Source organism: Mycoplasmopsis gallinacea, assembly GCF_900660495.1.
GTDB lineage: Bacteria > Bacillota_I > Bacilli_A > Mycoplasmatales > Metamycoplasmataceae > Mycoplasmopsis > Mycoplasmopsis gallinacea.
On the sequence record NZ_LR214950.1, the window covers coordinates 979,413 to 1,003,822 of the forward strand.

The 24,410-nt window shown below is 29.0% G+C and carries 4 protein-coding genes; 2 read left to right on the forward strand and 2 right to left on the reverse strand.

From position 1 onward, the window contains the following. Window positions 1-181 precede the first annotated feature (181 nt). Complete coding sequence (locus EXC51_RS03850) at window positions 182-8,275, forward strand: GA module-containing protein (RefSeq protein WP_129620600.1); 8,094 nt, start codon at window positions 182-184, stop codon at window positions 8,273-8,275. Between the two features lie 161 nt (window positions 8,276-8,436). Here the strand turns inward: EXC51_RS03850 and EXC51_RS03855 are convergent, their stop codons facing one another. Both EXC51_RS03855 and EXC51_RS03860 read right to left on the reverse strand, forming a co-directional pair. Then, on the reverse strand, window positions 8,437-10,065 hold the full coding sequence (locus EXC51_RS03855; RefSeq protein WP_129619975.1) for an IS1634 family transposase: 1,629 nt from the start codon (window positions 10,063-10,065) through the stop codon (window positions 8,437-8,439). A 258-nt stretch (window positions 10,066-10,323) separates the two neighbouring features. Beyond that, complete coding sequence (locus tag EXC51_RS03860; RefSeq protein WP_129620601.1) at window positions 10,324-11,484, reverse strand: Cof-type HAD-IIB family hydrolase; 1,161 nt, start codon at window positions 11,482-11,484, stop codon at window positions 10,324-10,326. A 344-nt stretch (window positions 11,485-11,828) separates the two neighbouring features. Between EXC51_RS03860 and EXC51_RS03865 the strand changes: the two genes are divergently transcribed. Further along, complete coding sequence (locus EXC51_RS03865) at window positions 11,829-24,410, forward strand: lipoprotein 17-related variable surface protein (RefSeq protein WP_129620602.1); 12,582 nt, start codon at window positions 11,829-11,831, stop codon at window positions 24,408-24,410.

Here is a 24,410-nt window from a genome sequence, read left to right on the forward strand (position 1 = left end):
AATATAGGCAAATTAGAAATACAAAAATGCTTTAAAAAATTTCAATAATTATTTATTTTTTTAAAAATATTTTAGTAATATAGATTTACAAATACATAAATATTAAAATATGTAATTTTTTTATATACATTCAAAATAAATAAATCAAATAAAATAAACTAAAAAAAGAAATGGAGACTATATGAAAGAAAGAATTAGAAAGATTGCTAAAAAATCTAAAAGATCTATTATCTTTGGATCTTCTAGTTTAATTTTTGCGCCTTTAGCAATTATTTCTACAACGCCATCTGATGCAAATGCTGAAACAAATCAATTTGATCCAAATGATTGAACATACAATAATAGATTTAATATGTTCAGTAATGTTGAAAGATTTGGGTATCAAGGAATGCAAAGCAGAAACCAAAGAACTGAAGGTTGAAAAACTACAAGTATAGATGATACAAATAGATATGTAAAAATGGAAAATACTTTTAGTATTGACACCGATTCAACAGTTAATGATTCTTCTGATAATATTTATAATTTCAGAAGTGATCGTGAAAAAGTAAAAGTAACTTTTGGAGAGACAGATAACATCGTAAATGGTGTTATTGGTTTTGCACTTTCTCCTGATATTGATATTGTTAATGGAACAATGAAATATAAAGTTTCTGTTATCAACACAACCGATGATACTGTTGAAAGCACAGAAGAAATTACTATTGCTAATGATCTTCTTGTTTCTAAAAATCAAGGGACATATTTCAATAGTGCAAATGCAAACCAAAGAAGAAACTTACTTTCAAGTACATCAAATGTTGAGTTGAGCCACTTTTGAGTGAGGAGAAATTATGTTGTTGAAGGAGATGGAGGCGAAAATGCTGGTGGATTTCTTCATAACCGTTTCTTAATTAATAACCACGAAGCAAATGGTGATGCAAATGGTGGTGCAAAGAAATATGGTGTTTTATATCTTAATAGAATGAGACAACAACCAGATTATGGTGAATTTGGTGGTTCAACAGGAAGTATGTTTACTACTTATGTTACAAACTCTCTTCCTCAAGGTAAAAGATTAAAAATTGAAGCTGAATTTGAAACATTCAAAAGACAGAATCCAGATTTAAACTTTAATAATGATAATAAAGATTGAAATCAAACAAGTTACTGAAAATACTCAAGATTTCAAACACACATTATGGCTGCTTATAGAATGACCAGTTCTCCAGCAGGTACAACGAATGTTTTTGGGCAATTTGTAAGAGCTCAAAGACCAAAATACATGAGAATTGAAACTGGTGTTAAATTCAATACAGATGTTTTAGAAGAAAGACAGTACACAGGTTCTAATAAATTGCCGAACTATACAATGCCTGATACAGTTCTTAAAATTTATCAAACAGTAAATGATGAGAAAAAATTAATTGCAACAAAAGATTTTACAAATATCTCTGGAAGAGAATCAGAAGGAGATGCAGCATCTAATAAAAATGGTACACTTATAGACGCTCTTTATTTTGATTATGATTTTGATTCATTCAACAGAAAAGTTTCAGCAGGTGAAATTTCATATGAATTTACACTTAAAAATGAATCTGATGCTAGATTTTTCAAAGTCAACCCAGGATCAATTAAATTTAATGGTATTCCATGAAGAGACAAATCAATGGAATACCATGATTATAGATTAAGAAGTAATACACTTACTTCAACAAGCGGAGATTTCGATCTTGATAAATTTGGTATTTCTCTTAGTGATGATGAACTTAAAAGAAATCAAATTAGAGATAATCTTGCTAATAAAACAAATCTTTCTGATGCTCAAAAAGCAGCTTATGAACAGTGAATTGCTGCTCAAGAAAACTTGACAGATACACAGGTAGAAGAGGCAAATCAAAATGTGGATTCACTTGATGCAGCTCAAGAAAATGCATTTATCAATATTGGTAACTTAAGAAATTTAACTAATGAAGAAAAACAAGCGCTTAAAGATCAAATTTTAAGCAAAACAGACTTCCTTCCAACAGGAACAATTTCTGATGGTGCGACAGTTCCAACAGCTAAATCAGGTACATTTGTTAACCCTAGATTAGATGAAATTGTTGATCTTGCTACTGCTAAAAATGAAATTAAAAATCCTAATTCAAATATTGCTTCAGAAGAGCTTACATCTGTAAATGAAGGTGAAGAAGGATATGAAGAATATAAAGCTAAAAAAGATTTAAATGATCTTAAAGAGCAGGCAAGAACATCTCTTGATAACAAATTAAATGAACTTCAAAGTCAAATCGATACTTTAGATAACGCAAATAATGCAACAAGCACAAATAATAATTTAGAAAAACAAATTCAAAATGAAGAAGCTAAATTAGCTGCTTTAAATAATCTTTTTGATGCATATAGATACAATGACTTAACTTTAGAACAAAAACAAGATTTTGTAAATAGAATCAATGCTTTAGATCCTTCTCAAGATCAAGACGCTTTCAATGAAGCTCTTGAATCTATTAAAACAGATATTAATAGACAAGAAGCTCTTCATGATCTTGGTAAATTAAAAGATCTTAATGATGCTCAAAAACAAGCTGCTCTTACTGCAATCAATAACCCTGATGCTACAAGTGAGGAAATTGCTACTGCACTTGAAAATGCAACAAATCAAAACGAAAAAATGACCGCGTTAAAAGAACTTGTTAAAACTCAGTTAAATGCTCTTTCTTCAGGTGATGATGCTTCTACATATGAAGGTGCTATTGCTCAAAATAAAGATGAAAAAGCATATGAATTTGCTACTGTAGCTACAAAAACAGCTTATGATACAGATTTAACAAATGCAACTAGTGCAGCAACAAACAACGGTGAAAACCTTTCTCCAGAACAAATTGAAGCTTTAATTAATTCTCTTACAAATTCATATGAAACTTTAACAAATGAATCAACTCAAAAACAAGAGGATATTGCTAATAGAATTGCAGCATTAAATAATTTAAGTGAAGCTCAAAGAGACGCTCTCACAAACTCAATTAATGAAAACACCAATTTAGAAGCTGCTCTTGCTCAACTTGAAAAAGCGGAAGCATTAAATAGTGCTATTCCTGATTTAAAACAAGCTATTTCTGATGCTGAAGATAAAAAGCAAGAATCAATTTATTCAAATGATAGTTCTGAAAAACAAACTGCGTTAGATAATGCTATTGAAGCAGCTAAAGCAAAACTCGCTGAAATTCAAGCTGATACAAATATGTCATCAGATAATTTAGAATCATTATCAAATGATATTACTCCAAATGATGACAATAGAGCTGATAACACAATTGAAGCTCTTACCAAAGCCGTTGAAGCTCTTGATGGGAATAGACAAGTGTTAAGAGATAAAGTAGATGCTCTTAGTGATAATTTCTCTGAAGAAGATAAAGAAGCATTAAAAGAGCAAATCAGTGCTCTTAGTGAAAACCCAACAGAAGAAGAAATCAATAATTTCTATGAAGGGCTAAAACAAGCAGCAACTCAAAAAGCAAAAGATGCTATTGATGCTCTTGAAAACCTTTCAGATGCTGAAAAAACAGCTTACAAAGCTCAAATTGATAAAGCTGCAGAAAACCTTGATTTAGCAAATTCAGAAACTAATCCAATTGACAAAGTTCTTAGTGATGTTGTAGCTAATGCAAAAGGACAAGACCAAGAACGTCAAGATGCTCTTGATGCTATTGATGCTCTTGCAAACCTTTCAGAAGCTCAAAAAGCAGCATTTAAAAACAATGTTAAAAATGCAATAACACCTGAAGAAATTAAAGCAGAATTAAATAAAGCAAAAGATTATAATGCCCTTGATGCTGCTACTGGACTTGCAGCAAAAAGAGCTGAAAGCGCGAAAGAAAGCGATGACTATAAATTTGCTGATCCTGAAAAACAAAAAGCTTATAATGACGCTTTAGAAGCGCTTCAAAATGCTATTGGTGATGATGCAACAAATACAGATCCAGAAGATCTTAAATCATTAAACAAAGCCCTTAATGAAGCTAAAGCAGCTCTTAACGGTGATGAAAACTTAGAAGCAATTAAAAATAATATTGACGCTCTTGAAAATCTTTCAGATGCTCAAAAACAAGCAATGAAAGATAAAGTTGATGCTTCTTCTTCGCTTGAAGACGCACAAAATATTGAAGAGCAAGCAGCTAATTTAGATGAAGCTATTTCTTCACTTAAAGACACTATTGATGCAGCAAAATCACGTACAGGTGATGAAAATGCTAACCCCGCTATTCCAGCAGATTCAATTTACACTCTTGATGATCCTGCAAGAAAAGAGGCGGTAGATAATGCTCTTGCAGAAGCTGAGACTAAACTAGCACAGCTTCAAAATCTTGATTTAGGTGATGAAAACACTAATATTGATTCAGCAGTCGAAGCGGCTGATTCTGACTCTACAGCACTTAATGATGCTACAGAAGCTCTTGATGGAAATAGACATGCATTAAAACAAGACATTGCTGATAAATTTGGAACTCTTTCATCTGAAGCACTTGCAATTGCTAAAAATGATGTAAATGACCTTGACAGAGAATTTACTGAAGAAGATAAACAAAACTTACTTAATAACATTTTTGCTGATGCTCAAGTTGAAGCTAAAAATGCTATCGATAATATCGAAGGACTTTCACCTGCTGAGGTAAAAGCATTTAAAGATGCTATTGATGCAGCTACAATCAATAACGCTGAAGGTGAAAACTTTGATAAAGATCTTGCAGATATTTTAGAACAAGCAAAAAATGCTAAAGCTCTTAAAGATGCAGCTATTGCTAAAATTGATGCTCTTGAAAATCTTAATGATGCTCAAAAACAAGCACTTAAAAATAGTGTTCTTGATTTACCGGCAACAGATGCTGAAGCTATTTCTGAAAAAGCAGTTGCTTTAGATGAAGCAATGAAAGCATATAAAGACGAAACTTTTGCTGATAATCCAATTTCAAAAACAGATAATGATTATGTTCTTGCTGATGAAAATAATAAAGCAGCATTTGATAATGCTCTTGAAAATAGAGATGAACTTTTTGGACAAAATGGTGCAAATCTAGATCTTGAAGCTGTTAAAACAGCTCATGAAGCTCTTAAAGCTGCTAGAGAAGCTCTTAATGGTGATGAAAAACTTCAAGCAGCTAAAGATGCAGCTATTGCTAAAATCAATGGAGATAATCCTGAATATGCTTCATTAACAGATGCTCAAAAACAAGCAGCTATTGATGCAATTAATGCTGCAAATAATCTTGATGAAGTTTCAGCAGCAGATGCAGCTAACTCAGCAGCTAATGCAGCCACAAAGAGACTTAAAGACTATATCAATAATGCTGATACAGTTAAAGCGCAAGAGCTTTACACAGGATCAGAAGAAAATCTTAGAAACGCTTATGATCAATCAATTGAAGATGCTAAAGCAGCTCTTGCCAAGTTAGAAAATCCTGATACCGAAAATCTTCTTGATGTAATTGTTCCTAAAACAGCTAGTGATGATGTGCATAGCGCAGTTGCAGCTCTTAACGGAGATACAAACATTGCTCAAGAAAAACAAGCAGCTATTGATGCAATTAACGCTCTTGAAAATCTTAATGATGCTCAAAAAGCAGCTTTAATTGAACAAGTTGATAGCGCAATTCATCCTGAAGATGTGCGTGGTATTAAAGATAAAGCTGAAATACTTGATACAAAAATGGGTGAACTTAAAGCAGCTCTTAAAGCTAATGCTAATGTAAAACAAAGCATTGATTATCTTAATTCAGATAACACAAATGAAAACCCACTTAAAAATAACTATGATCAAGCACTCAATAATGCAGATCTTATGGCTGATGCTGAAAATGGTGGTGCTCAGCTTGATGAAGCTGAAGTTCAAAAACTTATTGAAGCATTAAACAATGCTAAAGATGCTCTTAATGGTCAAGAAAAATTTGATGAAGCTAAAAGCGAAGCTATTGCAGCTATTGATGCTCTTGAAAATCTTAATGATGCACAAAAAGCAGCAGCTAAAGCAGCTCTTGAAAATAAAAACTTAATTGCAGATCTTGAAGATATTGCTTCTGATGCAAAAACTCTTGACACAGCAATGGATCAACTTAAAGATTCGCTTGATGCATACAATGCAGAACTTGAAAATAATCCAAATTACACAGAAGCTAGTGAAGAACCAAAACAAGCTTATGATGATGCTAATAATGCAGCTAGAAATGCTACAGATAAAGCAAGTGGAACTGCTTTAGATCTTGCTTCTGTTGTTGCGCTTCAAAAACAACTTTCAGATGCTAAAAACAACCTTGATGGACATCAAAACTTCCTTGACAAAAAAGCAGCATTAATTGAAGAAATTCAAAATGATCCAAATCTTAATCAAAACCAAAAAGATGAACTTGTTAAAGCAGCTAAAGCAGCTGAAACAAGTGATAATCTTAATAATGTTCAAGATAATAAAGATCAGTTAAGTGAAGCTATGGCTGAACTTAGAAAAGTTCGGGAAAAAGCTAAAGATTTACTTGATAAACCTGTTTATGCTAACTCAAGCGAAGAAGCTCAAAATGCTCTTAATGATGCAATTACAAATAATGAACCTGCTCTTGATGCAGATGAACCAGTAGCATATGATCTTGCTAAAATTCAAGAACTTATTCAAGCAACAAATAATGCTATTGATAATCTTGATGGAAATGATCGTTTAGATGCTAAAAAACAAGAAGCTAAAGATGCTATCGATGCTCTTGAAAATCTTAATGATGCTCAAAAAGCAGCACTTAAAGAAGACATTGATAACGCTGAACTTATTTCAGATATTGATGATATTTTAGATAATGCTTCAGAATTTAATGACACAATGGGTGATTTAATTAATTACAATGACAATCGTCTTGGAGATGCATATAAAGACAAAACATCAAGAAACTACCTTGATGCAGACAAAGAACTTAAAGATGCATATGATGCAGCACTTGAAGCATTTAACAATGCATTAAATAATGAAAATGCAAATATTACTGATTCAGAAGCATTAAGTAAATTACTTGATGATCTTAAAGCAGCTAAAGCGGCTCTTAATGGTGAAGCTAAACGTAAAATAGCAGCTGAAGAACTTGCTAAACTTCTTGCTGAAAGTGATTCAGTTAAAGCGCAAGATCTTTATGCTAAAAACTCAGATGAAAAACAAAACGCATATGATTTAGCTATTGCCGAAGGAACATTTGATTATAGAGATAGAGATAACCTTTCTCTTGAAGAAATTCAAGCAGCTGCACAGCAAATTAAAGATGCTAAAGAAGCTCTTAAAGATAATTCAGATGCTCTTAAAGGTCTTATTGACAATCTTGAAAATCTTAATGATGCACAAAAAGCAGCATTTAAAGCAGAAATTGATAAATACGATAATTATCAAGATAGAATTGCTGCTTACGATAAAGCACTTGCTTTAGATAAAGCTAAAGCCGATTTAAATAGCTACATTGATTCATTAAATAATCTTAGTGATGCAGATAAAGCGCTTTTCAAAGAAAAATTAGCAAATGAAGATTTTTCAGCTCCAGGAGCAATTGAAAACTTCAAAGATCAAATTACAAATGCAAATAATCTTTTAGAAAAACTCACAAATCCTGATTTAAACAAAGATCTTTCAAATGAAGATTTAGATAATATTAAAAATGCTTTATCAAATCTTGGACTTAATGATGATTCATATGCTAAATTAGCAGACGCATTAAAAGTAAGAAATGATATCAATGATGCTCTTGAAGCATTTAGAAATAGTGATTATGGTTCAGAAAATTATGCTGCAAATAAAGATAAACTTAATGATCTTATTGCTAAAACGGTAGAATTTTCATCAGATAATGCTACTGTGCAAAATGCTATTAGTAATTTAGAAGAAGATCTTGATAAACATCAAATGGCAGCAGAAGCTGAAATGGGAATTGTAGATAGTATTTTAAATGGAGATAAAGAAGAATTTGAAAGATGCATGGTTATGCTTGATAAATCAAATTCACCATTATATGATAAATTATCAGAAGCTCTTGCTACAAGTGGATTCTTCGAAAATTCAAACAATAATTTTAAAGGTCTTACAAAAGAGCAAATTACAATTCTTAAAAACCTTAGCCTTGGAAATGTTTCGCATTTAATTCGAAGCGCATATGACCAAGCACTTAAAGGTGCTACAAATAATGGAATTTTCAGATGATGATTACTTCTGTCTCTTGCCCTTCTTACACTTGGTTTTTGAGCATTTATGCTTGGAAGAAAGAAAAATAAAGACCTTTAATAACTTCTATTAAGGCAAAACAAAAGCACTAGCAATAGCGCTAGCGCTTTTTTTACTTGCTTTCTAAAACCTGAGTTTCCAAGTTGAGACACTATAAAAAACGAATACAGCTATAAATAAGGTGTATTCGTTTTTTTACATTTAAAATTACACACATAGAATTAACTCATACATGCGATGAAATCTTTATAAATTTTTATATTTTCTTTGTGGTTTTCATCCAAATCATTAATTATTTCTTGTACCACTTTTCCATTTACTTCTTTTTTTGTTATAGTCATCATTCTTAATGAATCCACAAATAAATCTAACGTCACTTTTTGTATTTCTCCATTGATTTCATAATATTTCTTTAATTTATAAAGACAGTATTTTAAAACAACAAGAGCAATGAAACATAATAAAAGATGTGCAAGTATATGCTGTTCATTATGAACAAAAACAGGTCTAACTTGTAAAGAAGATTTTAATGTTCTGAAATTTTCTTCTACTTTTCATTGTTTTCTGTAAATTTCATTAGCTTTTTCTGGTGTTAAATCTAGAATATTGGTTTCAATAATGTAAAAACCATCTTCAGATTCTTTTTTCTTAATTTTCTCTCAATTTAATTTACCCACTGTTTTGCCATCAATGTCCATATATTTCTTTTTATATTCTGGAACTAAAGAACTAAGTGGCAGTTCTCCATTTACAGTTTTCTTATTCAATTTATCAATAAAATTATTTCTTTTTAATTTATCTAAAGTCTTTTTCCCAGGACTGAAAAACACACATCATTTTCTGTATTTACCATTAAATCTATTTTTATTTCAAACAGATTCAACAATTTGTTCTTTTCAAAACATTTCATCTCTAAAAACATAATGTTTGTCTTCAAGAATGAATTTTTTCATCCCAATACTTAATGTATCTAATCTTTTTTGGAATATATATTTAATTCCTTTTTGTTCTAGGAAACGTAAGTTTGCGTTGTTATTTATTCCACGATCTGCAACTATTGTAATATCCTTTATTTTATAGATTGATTGAAGTTCTAAAACGAAGGATAACATTGTTTTACCATCAGCCGTGTTACCTGGGAAAACTTTATAGTGTATTGGTATTCCGTTTTCGTCTACAGCCATTGCTATGACTACTTGATCTTCATTGTGTTTTCCGTCTTTTGAAAAACCGTTTTTTCTCATCCCTTCTCTTGTAAAGCTTTCAAAATAAACTGTTGTGTTATCGAAGTGAATAACTTTATTATTGCGATTTGTAAATTCATTTATTTTTTGAAATAAATTGACTAAAACAGAGTTCTTATTTTCAAAAATAACATCAAGATAGTTATATATTGATGATTTTTTAACATTAATATCATTTATAAAATCGCTTTTATTTTTATATTGTGACATATAGCTTCTTGGAAGGATAATTCTAGTTGCTATGAAAAATTCCAAAACCTCTTCTAACGATTTATGTTTACTTTTTGGCAATACTGAAAATAAATCTAATTCTTTAATAACTTTATAAATTAAATCAACTCCAATATTTTGGATACTTGTTTTTACAGAAGTGGGTTTTAATAATTTAAAAAATTCTTCTTTTGCAATAGCTTTATCTAAAGATGTATCTACTTTTTTTGCTATTTCTTTCATATCTTCAATTGAAGATAATCCATACTTTTCTTTGATATCTTCTCAGTATCCTAGACCAACCTGATTTCCATAACCTTTTTTAAAACCTTTAGAAATAGCTAAAACTAAATAATATTTTCCATTTTGTTTTTTCTTGCATAAACTGTAACTCATGCTCTTATTATATCATTTTATGTGTGTAATGTAAGTAAAAAAACATTTTTTTCTTTAGGTCATATATCTTTGATATATGTATAAAAAATAAGCCTAAAAAATAGGCTCAACTTGGAAACTCAGGATGATTACTTCTGTCTCTTGCCCTTCTTACACTTGGTTTTTGAGCATTTATGCTTGGAAGAAAGAAAAATAAAGACCTTTAATAACTTCTATTAAGGCAAAACAAAAGCACTAGCAATAGCGCTAGCGCTTTTTTTACTTGCTTTCTAAAAAGAGGAGCAATTTCTCAATTCAAGGAGAATTATTATTATATCCAGGATAAACTGCACTTTTCTTGGTTATTTCAAATCCATTATCCATGCTGACGCTGTATTTAACTACATCAAACATTGAAATATCATTTTCACCATCACCAAAGGCAATTGTTCTATTTAAATCTAAATTATATTTAGATGCAAGGTACATTAATCCCTTACCTTTAGTTGCAGTATTTTCCATTACATCATACATTGTTTTTCTAGAATAAAGGCCATGAATGCCGCTTAAAGAAGCTGAAAGTTCTTCAATTTGCTTAATTAAACTTGACTCTGCACTATCAGTTAAAATTAAGAACTTGCACACATGATACTTATTTATGTCAAAAGAAGCATCAATTTCAGTATACACACCAGGAGCTAAAAAGCTATAATTATCTCTTTCAGGGAAAAAGTTAGTAGCTCCAGTTGGGTGCCCAAACATCCCATTGGTTGTATAAATTAAAAACTCATAATTTAGCTCCATTAACTTATCAAACATTTGCTGAGCATCTTTGCTTGGCATTGAATCATAATGAATAAGCTCGTGATTTTGGTTATCATAAATCATAGCTCCATTTGATGTAATCATTGGAAAATCAGGTTTAATGTCACCAATTGTGGTTTGGAGCGTGTAATAAGGTCTTCCGGTGGCTATAATTACCTTTTTACCCATTTGTTGAAGTTTCTCAATAGCTGCAATATTTTCTTTAAAAATATCATTTTTCTCATTAAGCAAAGTTCCATCCATATCAAAGACAAAATTGTCAATTTCATCTAAATTAAACTTAACCAATTTGATTTTGTAAGCAACAGCTTTATGTTCTTTTTGCTGCTCTTTTGAGTAATACTTTTCAATTTCTAAGTAGTTATTCGGATGATTATTTTCAAATCCTAGCTTTAAATTATCAATAGCAGCAAAAAGCTTTTTAAATGAATCAAATTTTTGAATTTGTTCAATTTGAGCAACTTCAAAATCGCCACTATCTTGATTTTTGATCCGTATTAAATTACCTACTTTTAAATCTTGTCTTGATGGATAATCAAGACGAATTTCATATACTTTTTGACCATTTATTATTTTTTGAAACCACTTATTTTCGACTAAAAATTCTCTTTGCACTTTATTCTCCTTTAACGAATTATTTATATTTTAAATATTTTTTACTTTTATCAAATTAATTTATGCTCCTTTTGTTTGAAATTGCCCAAGTTTTGAGGGTAATTAGGGAATTTTAAACATTTTTATTTTGTACAAAAAACTAAATTAAGACTTTCCAAAATGCTCTTTTAAAAAAAAAAAAAAACTTTTAGATCTATATTTTAGGTATAAAAGGAAAGCGTTAATGTTTTCAATATCTAGATTATTTCATATAATTAATCAAGTATTTTTTAATAAAAGAAAGGGAATTTTTTTATAAATTAAATACTTTATAACAATAATTTAAAAGAAAGGAGTAATAAATTATGCACAAAAATAAGAAAACAAGAAAAATCCCGTTTGTCTTAGCAAGCGGTGTTTCACTTACTAGTTTATTTGCAACTTTATCAGTTGCGACAAATGATTCGGCAACTGCAAATGAAGTTGTAGATACTCAGTTTGAAGAAATCACCATCTTTTCTGAAGACACTCTTTGAACTAATTATGCAAATATCGAAGGTGTAAATTCGGGGAGAAATTTAAATGATTACAACTTTTTAACTCCAACGAATTTTGGTAAAAAAGAACTTTATAATTATTTAAATTTAGAGGGTAATCGAAGAGATTTTGATATAGAAAGTACACATAGCACAAAAGCAAACGATGGTTTAAATAGAACATCTCCATCAGAAATGTCTACTCGTGATTGAAGTAGATTTTTTAGTGTAAATGAAAAACAAGCAGCAATTGATAGTGGAAGATACAACAACACAGCTCTTGGTGCTTACAATTTCCTCAAATGAGGACAAAGAAATACGTTTAATTGATCTGGGGATAATATTGCAAAAGGTAACTTTTGATCAGGTGATGGTTTTTCATCAAATTCAAACACTAAAAAATTCAGGATTGGATTTAATTTAACTAATTTATATACTGAGGATTCAAATTTTTATGGTGCTTTTTGAATGTCTAATGACATTATTTTAACTGGGCAATTAAAACTTACATTATTTGCTAGACACAAAGATACTACTGACTTTACACGAATACAACCAGGAAGTGTAAAAACATATGTTTTTAAAATAAATGAAAAAGGTAATTGGAATGAGAATAATGATGAAATTAACCCTTATACAATTAACTTTACACAAGATATTGCTAAAAATCAAGCAAACCACGTTATTGTTAATGATTCAATTTCATATTGAGCTTCTCTTGATAAATATCAATATGTTTCTTACTATAAAAATGTTCCAGAAGATGTTAAAAACTCACCAAATTATAATTACACTAAAAATTGATTATCAAAAGATGGTGGTTCTAGATCTTCTTTAGACAAAATCTTAATTGATTCTAAAGCGCCTTCTACACCTTCGAATTTTAATTATGAAGTAGATGATGAGGGAAGAACTAAGTTTGGTCTTGGTTGAAAAGAAATTGAAAAAGAAAAATATTCTTATCAATATACAAATCAAACAGGTGGCAGCGTATCAAAATCAATCAGAGATGTCCTTAGAGATAATCAAGGATCTATTTTCAGTTTCCATGTTACAGCTTCAAGAGTAACAGGCGAGTATATCCCTTCAGTAATTATTGAATTTGAAGTTAAACAACACAATGAAAATAAAAGTGACTTATTTTCAGGCTCACCTATAAATGTTAACAACTCTAATTTAAAAAATTCATTTATTGGAGCGGGAACTAATAGGTTTTGAAGTGAAAATCGTCATAATTCCATGACTTCTGGATTTATGAAAGTTTCTAAACGTAATGAATCAATGATTAAAAAATTCATAACTAAAGAAAGATCATTCGTAGAACCTGAGTTTGCAAGCGAAAATGATAACTTGCCTAGAACAAACATCGAGTTTATTGATAAATCTAAAGATATTCAATATCAATTAATTTATACTCAATCTAAAAAGAATTATGATAGTTTAGCAAATGCTAAAAATCAAAATAATGAATTTTTAACAGAATATGATACTAAATCTACTGTTAATTCATCAACAATAATTGCTAATAAAGATTCATTAGTTGCCAAACCTGTTTTTACAAAAAATGAAGATAAGAAAATTTGATATGCAGCTAACTCTGCTGGACTTCCTTTAACTTCTTTTTCAAACAAAATAAATGATGGATTCTATGTTTTTGAAGATATTACTTATCGATTAACTGATTTAGAAAAAGTTAAAAGATATCTTAATAGTAAAAAATGATTAACCAAAATTCAAAAAGATAAAGTTATCTCAGCTGCTACAAATGTTATAGAAAGCCAAAGTAATAACGATTATAAAAATAGTTATTTATTTGATCCAAGCAACGATGCAACTGATTCCCCTGTTTCAAAATACACTAACGCTCAAGAAGATGAATGAAATAATGCTTTAGCAAGCAAAGATGTGAATACATTTAAAGAATTTATTTCTTGAATCGATAGATTAGATGAATCACAAAGAAATGGAGAATCATACTACCATTTATCTAAAGGTACAAAATATAAAGATTCTGAAACACCTGCGTTTTCAATTGATAATATTGAAGTTCCAATGAAAACAAACTATTATATAATGCAAAATTCAATGCGTCAGTATATCGAAAGAATGTTTAATAGTGAAAACAGCTCAATTAGTACATACTTTAACATAAAGTCAGATTTCAATACTGATTCAGAAGCAAAAGAAAGAAATGATGTTGCTGATTTCAAAGATTGACCTAGACTAGAGAAAGATGCTGAACTTTGAGACAAAGTTTTAAAAAGAATAGCAAAAGATAGTAAAGACAGCTTTGAAAAAGCTTTAAATGAAGCTTTAGCTCCACTTTCATTACCTAGTGAATTGTCAGTAGTTTCAAAAAGTTTAAAAACGTTGTTGATTTATGAAACAATTAAATTTTATGATGATCCAAATACAAAACCAAGTTCTCCAGATAGATACGAATTTGTAAATGACCAAAACTACAAAAATAAAATGGCTGATATTGTCAATAGATATGGTTTAGCAATTTCCACTTTATATAAGAAAATTGAAGCTATTAAAGAAGAAAAAGATAAATTTGTTAACAATAATCCTGATTCTGATTATCACAATATTTATGCTAATTCAACTCAAGAAAATCACCTTATTAATGACAAATGATATAAGGATTATTTAAAGAAACTTAATGATAAAAATGTTTCTAACACCGATAGCATTTATAGAGATTTAACACGTTTAGATGCTTTTATTAATGATGCTTATGCTAACTTAAAATCTCAATGAGTTGATAAAATGGTTAGCTCAAATGGTAATAAAGAAGAATATTCAAGAAACATTGATAGTTTTGAATTTTTAACAAAAGATCAAAAATTAACATTTAAAAATGCTGTTGCAAATAACCAAGTTCAAAACAACTATTCTTATGATGCCAATACACATGTATTAATTAATAAAATTGCTCAAACAGACAGTTTCTTACAATCAAAAACAAACGAAGCATTTAATAAATCTAAAAAAAACTTAAAAAATAATATTGATTCAGATTATCCTTATTTAACAGCTACTGAAAAACAACAGTTAAGAAATGCAATCGATAATGCACAAATTAATAGAAATTCAGATATTAGATTTGGTGATGATCTAAGTTTACAAAGTGCTATTTTACCTTTCAAAACTCAAAATAGCTACCGTAAACAGTTAATAGATAAAGTGAATTCATCAACTATTGATGGAAAAAATTCTGCATTAACTCAAAATCAAAAAGATGCTTTAATTAAGAAAATTAAAGAAACTACTTTTACAAGAGAAACTAAAGATGCTTACTCTGATAAAATTTCAAACTTAAATACTTCAATGGTTGAACTTACAAAACAATTTAATTCTTTAGATGAAGCAACTAGAAATTTAACTTCAAGCAATTACACTTATTCAACTAATGATGTTAAAGAAACTTTTAAAACAAAATTAGAAAAAACTAAAGGAGTGCTTCAAAATACAACTTCTCCAGCAATTATTGATCCTAGTTCTATAAGCACACTTAAATCAGAACTTAAAAATGCATATGATGCTTTAAATGGAGATTCATGTGAAACAAGAGTTAAAGAATTTAAAAATTTAACTGAACAATTACAAAATCAAATTTTAAATGAAATTAGAAATCAAGGTACACAAAGTGAACGTGAAACAACCCTTAAAAAAGCAAAAGAATTAAATGATTTTGTACCATCTCTTAGATCTCAAATTAATAATGCTAAAACAGCTAAAAGCACAACAGATTATACAAGTGCTTCAAATTCTAAACAAACAAGTTTCAACAATGCTCTTAGTTCCGCTTCAGATTTAATTGATGCTAATTCAAAATTAAAAGAAATTAGTCAATTTATTTCTACAGAAAAAGCGCTTGAAAATACAAAAAGTAAAAAAAGCGCATTGTCAAATGCTATTAGCGCTCTTAATGGTGATGAAATTGAACAAGAAAGAACTAGAATTAATAATTTAGTTGTTGAGTTTACTTACCCAAATTCTAAAAGCATTTTAGCTAAAAATGCTCAATTAGGTAAATTTACAACTACATATAAACCTGACGCAAATACAGTCGTAACTAAAATTAGAACAACCGAGATAGATGATGCTAATGGAAAATTAAAATTAGAATATCAAATTACTTCAAACAAATTCCAAAACGAAACAGATATTCAAATTAGCTCGACAAAGACAACAAATTTCATTACTAACTTTAAAACTTCTTTACAAGAAGAAAAAGAACGTTTAAATGATCCTGAAAATAGTAATATTTCAGTTAAAGTTGATGTGGCTGACAAACAAGTCCAAGCATCTACACTTAAAATTGCAAATTCAATTAATAAAATTAGTTTCCAAATAACCGGTGAAGCAAGTGCAAGCGACATTACAATTGTTGGTTATGATGATGTAACCGGTGATTTACAAGTTAGTTATAAGCTACAATCAACTAAAGCCGGAATGACAAATGTTAAGTCAGATAATGCCTACACTAAAATAATTTCAGGATTTAAAACTGAAATTAGCCGCTTAAATGAGCTATTGAAAGCAAGTAATGTAACTTCAAACATTTTAAACAAAAACAAAGATGTAAATAGCGTGACTAATGCAGACTTTAGCTTAGCAGCTAATTCTAATGTCCAAAATGCAAGAGTAGATCAGGTTAATATTACTGGAAAATATGCTACCACAAGCAATATCCAATCAACCTTTACTTTAGTTTCAACACGTGAAAAAACTAACTTAATTACTATTAATGATCCTTCAAGACAATCATGATCAAACTTTGTGGCTCCTAAATCAAACAAAGTTTCTGAAACTGTTACTGTAGGTCCTTTTAAAACCGCTGAACAAATGGAGCAAGAAAGAATTGCAGCTCTTTTACCTAATTTAGTTGCTGAGTACCCAAATAGCGCTAATGTCACACCTAACCAAGCAGAAACAAGTGCTATTGTGTTTAAAGTTAGAGAAAATAACACTTTAAAAGAGCTTTCAGATCCTTCAATTCAGCTTTCTATTTCGAACCGTGTAATTAAAACTCCAACTCAAGATGATTTAAGAAATGGAAAAATTAATTTCACTTATACTGTTAATTCAACAAAATCTAATTTAAATGTTTCTCAAAATGTTACATTAGAAGATGCTAATGCACCACACTCTCTTACAGGATTTAAAACAGAATCGCAAAGAATAAGTGAAGTTTCTCCAACAGTTACAATTAAAAATAGCAAAGCAATTAGTGCAGATGCTGTAAATAATTCTAATGTTAAAAATTATTTAACTTTTGCAAATTACAACAGTACAACTGAAGAAATTACAAACATTATTGTTAATAACACAAATCAACGTAATGGTGAAATTACTATTTCTTATGATGTAGTGTCAAAATTGGTTACTACACCAAGTGCTATTTCAAAACATATTGCAAATGTAGTTGTTAGTGATTTTGAAAATGAACAGGAAAGACTTGAAAAATTAGATAATTTTGGCCTTATTAACCTTAAAAATACAATTGATAAAAACACTACAAAAGCATCAAGTTTAAATGTTTCAAGTTTTGACATTGAAACTATTAACAATAATTTAGCTAACTCAAAAGCAAAAGTTGTTCCCGCTTTAACTAATACAAGTGATGAAAATGGAAGTGCTACTTGAACTTGAAGCATTGTTTCTACTAAAACTAACCTTACAAATGTTGTTTATGAATCAGAAAAAAATAATAGTGCAACAGGATTTTTAACAAATCAAAATGAAGAAATTAACCGTTTAAATAATGAGGTTAATGTTTCATTTACTAAAAATGCTGTTAAAGTTCTTGCTTCTGAAATTACCAGTGATAATATCGAACAATATGTTAAAGTCACAATGGATTCGAATACTCAAAAAGTAGTTTACGATAGTTTCAAATTTGATGATATTACAGGTAGATTAAAAATCACTTACCACCTTCAGTCTACTCAAAATGGATTAAAAAGTGCTGTTTCTAATTCAAAAGAAGCGTTTGTAAATGTTCAAAGTAACCAATTTACAACTGAAACAGAAAGAATTGCGAAATTAGCGCAAGATTTAGTTAATGCAAATAGTCAAAATCCGCTTGTAAATTACACAGGATTAGATAAAAATAATACTAAAGCTTCACTTGTACAATCTGCTCAATTGAGTTTTAACAACAATTTAATTAACCAAATTGATCAAGCTAGTGGACAAGTAATAAATATTGTTAGTGCAGATGATGTTAGTGGTACACTTAATATCTCTGTTAAAATCAAAACTAATAAGTCTTTAGCTGAATTAAATACTATTGATTCAGCTGGCTCAAATGATATTAGCATGACAAAAGAAGTTAGCTTAACAGGGTTCTTAACTAATTTAGAAGAGTATAGAAATTCAATTTTAGATAAAATCGAAGAATACAAAAACGCAGATAAAATAACACCAGAGCAAGCAAATAAACTAACTAATGAAGCTAATAGCAAATCAACTACTGATGAGCTAGATAAAGTTAAAGAAAAACTTGAAAGAACGGTTTATCTAAATCGCGTTGATGAACTTAAAAACTTAAACCCTAAACAAAAACAAGAGTTAATTAGTAAATTAAATACTGAACCAGTAAGTAATTTAGCTGATATTTTTGCAAATTACGAAACAATTAACACCAATATGAAGTTATTAAAAGATATTATTGATGAACTTGAAGTAAGTAAAACAAAAGTTAAATATACTCAAGCTACAAATAAAACTGATTTTGATAAATTAATGGAAAAAGCAAAAGGCTTATTAACTTCTGATCAAGATAATGGTGAAAGCGTTTTAGGTACTTTAATTGCTGATGAAATCACAAATGGATCTCTTAAAAATGAGTTTGCAAAATTAAATGGTGATCAAGAAGTTGCTAAAAAATTAATCGATAATCTTGAATTTTTAAGTGATAATGAAAAATCAAGCTTCAAGAATAAAATTGATCAAGTTGATCTTGTAGCTAACAATTCTAATTCAAAACAACTTATTGATAATATTGTAGAAAGTGCTCAAAACGATAATACAGCTAAAGAAAAAGCTTTTAATGATATTAACAACCGCGAGCCTAAAAAACTTAATGACTCTCAAATTAATGAAATCAAAAAGCAAATCAAGTCTACTGATTTATCTAACATTCAGACAGTTAAAAATAACGCTGATACACTTTATGAAAAAATGTCTACATTAATTGATAAGGCATCTCAAGAAACTGCTAATAAAAATTCTCCTGAATATACTAATGCATCGCAAGAATTGAAAACAACTTATGATGATGCTTTAACTAATGCAAAAGATATTATTAATAACAGAAATACAAGTGTTAATAAAACTCCGCAAGACTTAATTAATGCTAATGCAAATGTTGATCAAGTCGATCAATTAATTAATGCTTTAGATAATGCATTAATTAACCTTCAAAAAAATAGTGCATCAAAAGAAATTGAAGCTCTTGAAAATCTTTCAGAAGCAGAAAAAACTAAATATAAAGAGTTGATTGAAAATGCAGAAAGCAAAGAAGAAATTGCTGAGATTATTAATAAAGCTAAAAAAGCAAATGACGAAAAAGCAAAATATATAGAAAAAATCAAAAAGATCGATGGTTTAAACGAACAAGAAAAAGACAAGTATATTGCAAAAATTAAAGATGCAGAGTACAATGAAAACGATTCAAATAATCAACAAAAATTTGAAAATATTGTTACAGAAGCTACAAAGCAAGGTTTAATTAATTTAATTGATACAACTTATACTTACTTAAACCCTAAACAAAAAGCTGATTTAATTACTTTGATCAATGAACAAACAACAAAAGAATTAGCTCAAGAGAAATTCGATAGTTATAATTCTATTAATGAAAATATGAAACAACTTAAAGAAGTTGTAATCCCTGCAATTGAACGATTAAAAAATGCTGATTCAAATTCAAAATATTCAGAAGCTAGTCAAACACCAAAAAACAATTTTGATAAAAACTTACAATATGCCAAAGATCTGCTTGTTTCAACAACAGATAATGGTAAATTAGCAGGCGCAATCAATAATTTAGAAACTTTAATTGCTAACAAAAATGAAGCTAATAGTTTAAATAATCTTTTTGCCTTATTAGATGGTGAAATTGTTGTGGCTAAAAATAAAATTAATGATAGCTCACAATATCCAAATTTAAATAACACAGAAAAAGAAGCTTTAATAGCAGATCTTGATAGAATTAAATTACTCGAAGACAATTACACTGATCAAATTAGTGCAATAATTGAAAAAACCAAATTAATTAATTCTGAAAAAGAAAAGAGAATTCAGTTAATTGATGGATTAAATCATTTAACAACAAATTCAAATAATTCACAAGGACAAAAAGAGTTTTATATCCAAAAAGTTAAAAATCTTGTTGTAACAGTTGATTCTAATTCAAATCCAATCGCTTTAAGTGAAAAAAGTAAAAAAGAATTAGATAAACTTGTTTTAGAAGCTCAAAAGCAAGATTTAATAAATCAAATAAATAATTCATATCCACATTTAAATCCAAAACAAACTTCAAACTTAATTAAAGCAATTAATGATTCTCCAAGTTATGTAGAGGCTCAAAAAGCATTTAATGGCTATAGTTCAATTAATGAGAATATGAGCACACTTAAAGATTTAGTAACTAAATATGAAAATAAAAATGTTCATTCATTAGTTGATTACACTTATGCAACAAAAGAGAAAAAACAAGCTTATGATTCAGTTTTCAATGCAGCTAAAGAACTTATTAATTCAACTCAAAATGATGGAACAAAAGAAGGTTCAAAATTAGATGTTTTAATTGCTGATAATCGAACAAATGGAAGCTTGGAAAATTCTTTTGCTAACTTAGATGGTCTCAAACAAAAAGCAATCCAAGAAATTAATCAATTAAGTAATTTAAACTCAAATGAAATTAGTAATTTAATTTCTAATATCAACAACATTGATAATACTAGTTCAAACAAAGCAACTTTAATTGATGAAATTATTCAAAAAGCTGAACTTTACAACTTAGCAAAACAAAAAACAATTGTTGAATTAAATAAACTTACCGATTTAAGTGACGAGCAACTTCAAGAATACATTAAGCAAGTCAAAGATGTTGATTTTACAATTGATAATCAAACTCCAACACCACAAGATCAATTGGATGAAATTCTTAAAAATGCTAAAAAACAAACTCTTAAAAACTTAATCGACCAGTTAAATGCAATTAACACTAATCAACAAGATGCTTATAAAGCAAGAATTGAAAATGCTACAACGGCAGAAAAAGCTGAGAAAATTTTAGAAGAAGCAAAATCATATAATAACGCTAAACAATTAGCTGATCAACTTAAGATTGAAGCGGAAGAATACAAAAATTCAATTGATTACCGTTTATCAGATCAAGAGAAAAAAGATGTTTTTGATAATGCTTTAACTAAATTGAGCACAGAAATCGATTCTAATAGCCATGCTAAAGATCTTGCAAACTTAAATAAATTAGCGCAAGAATTATCTGATGCAAAAGAAGCATTAAATGGTAATAAAAACGCTCAAGAAATTAAAAAAGCAATTAATGAGCTTGATAAATTAACAGCAGAGCAAAGAAATGATCTTAATAGTGTTATTGAAAATCAAAATTCACTTGAAACTGCTCAAAGTATTCAAAATAATGCAACAAACTTAAATACTAACCTTAAAAAATTAGAGCAAGCAATTATCAATGCACAAGATGCTAAAAACCAACCAATTTTTAAATTAGATAAGCAAACTGCTAAAGATGCATTAAATAATTCTCTTAATGATGCAATTGCAGAAAAAGCAGCAATTGGATTGGTTGAATTTACTGAAGAAAAAGCAAAAAATCTAGAGTTATTAGCAAAAAGTGTTGATGAAGCTGCTAATGACCTTATTACAAAAACTGATAATTTAGATGGAAGTAGAAAAGATCTAAAAGCAAAAATAGATCAATTTGTTTTATTAGATGATGATCAAAAGATAGCTCTTAAAAATAATGTTGACTCGCTTGATAAAAATATTAACCGTGATGAAGTTTTTGCATTATTAAAAAATTATTTAGATTCAGCAAAAAGTAAAGCAAATAATATTGTTGCCAACTTAAATAACTTAAGTTCGCAAGAAAAAGAAAATTATGAAATTTTAATAAACAAAGCTCCATTAACTTATCAAGAATCAATAAATCCATCTTGAGTTATTCAAGAAGTAATAGATTCTAATGCTCAAAGTTTTGATGCAAAAGTTAATGCTTTAGTGCAGCAAGCAAAACAAGAAAACAAAGCAAAAACAGATGCTATTAAGCACATTAAAGAGTTAACAAATCTTACAAATGCTCAAAAACAAGATTTAGTTGATCAAGTTATTAATAATAATTTTTCTCAAATTGAAGCAATTCAAAATAACGGTGATATTTTAGATGCAGCAATGCTTGCTTACAAAAATGAAAATTTTGCTTCTAATCCAATTTCAAAAACTGATGTAGATTACACTCAAGCAGATCAAGGACTTCAACAAGCTTTTGATGATGCTTTAACAAACCAAGCAAATCATACAAATGTTAAAACTGGTCCTAATTTTGATTTAGCAAAAGTTAAAGCAGAACATCAAAAATTAATTGATGCAAGAGAAGCACTTAACGGTGAAGAAAAACTTGCTGAGGCAAAAACAAAAGCAAAAAATAATATTGATACTAAATACAATGATTTAACTGATGCACAAAAAGCAGCTGCTAAAGCTCAAATTGATTCAAGCAACATAAACACACTTAAAAAAGTAGAAGATCTTGATAAAGCTTATTCAGCCCTTAATTCAGCAACTAAATTATTAAAAGAAAATATCAATGCAGCAAGCACGAATAAAGAAGCAATTCGTTACACTGGTTCTGAAAAAGCTTTAAGAAATGCCTACGATAAAGCAATTGATAATGCACAGGAGCTTAATAATAAATTAAGCAACAACACTTTCGATAAGTTGCTTGATACTGAAAATATTAAAGCAATTAATGATGCAATTCAAAATGCTTTTGATTCACTTAATGGTGAGCAAAACATTACTAGAGTTCAAAATGAAGCAAATGATTTTATTGATAACCTTAGCGATTTAAACCAAGCTCAAAAAGATGCTCTTAAGCAAAAAGTTTCTGAACAGAAAACCCCTGAAGGAGTTGCTAAAGTTAAAGAAATTGCAAATCAAGTTAACGAAGCAATGAAAGAACTTAACACTTTAGCTAAGCAACAAAAAGAAGCTAAAACAAAAGAAACTGGAAATTACCTTAACGCAGATAATACAGCTGAAAAACCTTACAAAAACAATTATGATAATGCACTTATCGAGGTAGAAAAAGTATCAAAAGAAGGCGAAGATGCTGAGAATAAAAAATCAAGCATCATTGATCCAGAAAAAATTAATGAGCTTGTTTCAAATCTAAAAGAATCAATTGACAACCTTAATGGTGATGCAAAATTAGCTGATGCTAAAAGCGAAGCAATTAACTACATTAACGGTTTAAATAACCTTAATAATAAGCAAAAAGAAGCCTTAATTGCAGAAGTTAATAATGCTAAATTGCTTGAAAGCGTTGAAAGCATTAAAGATAAAGCAAATACTTTAGATGGTGCTATGAACCAGTTAAATGATACTATTAGCGAAGCTAAAAAGCAACTTTCAGAACATCCAATTAAATATGACAATGCTGATGAAAATTTAAAATCAAATTATGATGCTAAACTTGCAAATGCTGAAAACTTAGTTGATAAAGCTAATGGGGAAAATCTTGATTTAAGTGAAGTTGCAAGAATTGAAAAAGAACTTACAGAAGCTAAAAATGCACTTAATGGTGAAGCTAACTTCAGCAATAAAAAAGAAGATCTTATTAACAAAATTGATAACGATCCTAATTTAACGCCATCACAAAAAGAAAAATTAGCAGAGCAAGTGCAAAAAGCTCAAAATGATCAAGAGCTTGAAGAAGCTGAACAAATAAAAGAAAGCCTTTCATCAAAAATGGAAGAACTTAAAAAGGTTCAGGAGCAAGCTAAAGATCTTCAAAAGCAAAATGAGTATCAAAACGCAACTAAGGAAACTCAAGATAATTTAGATACTGACGTAATTAATAATGATAATTTCATTAAAAAAGATCTTACTGATCCAGTAAATTGAGAAGAATTAAGCAAGGAAATTGATGCTTTAGTTAATAAAACTAAAGAAGATATGGCAAACTTAATTGCTGAAGCTAAAGAAAACTTAAAAAATGCTAAAAATGAACTTATAAATAAATTAGACGATTATTCAAGCTTGAATAATGCTCAAATCAATAACTTCAAAGAGCAAATTACAAATGCACAGTTAATTTCAAAAGTAAATGAAATTAATGAGGAATATTAA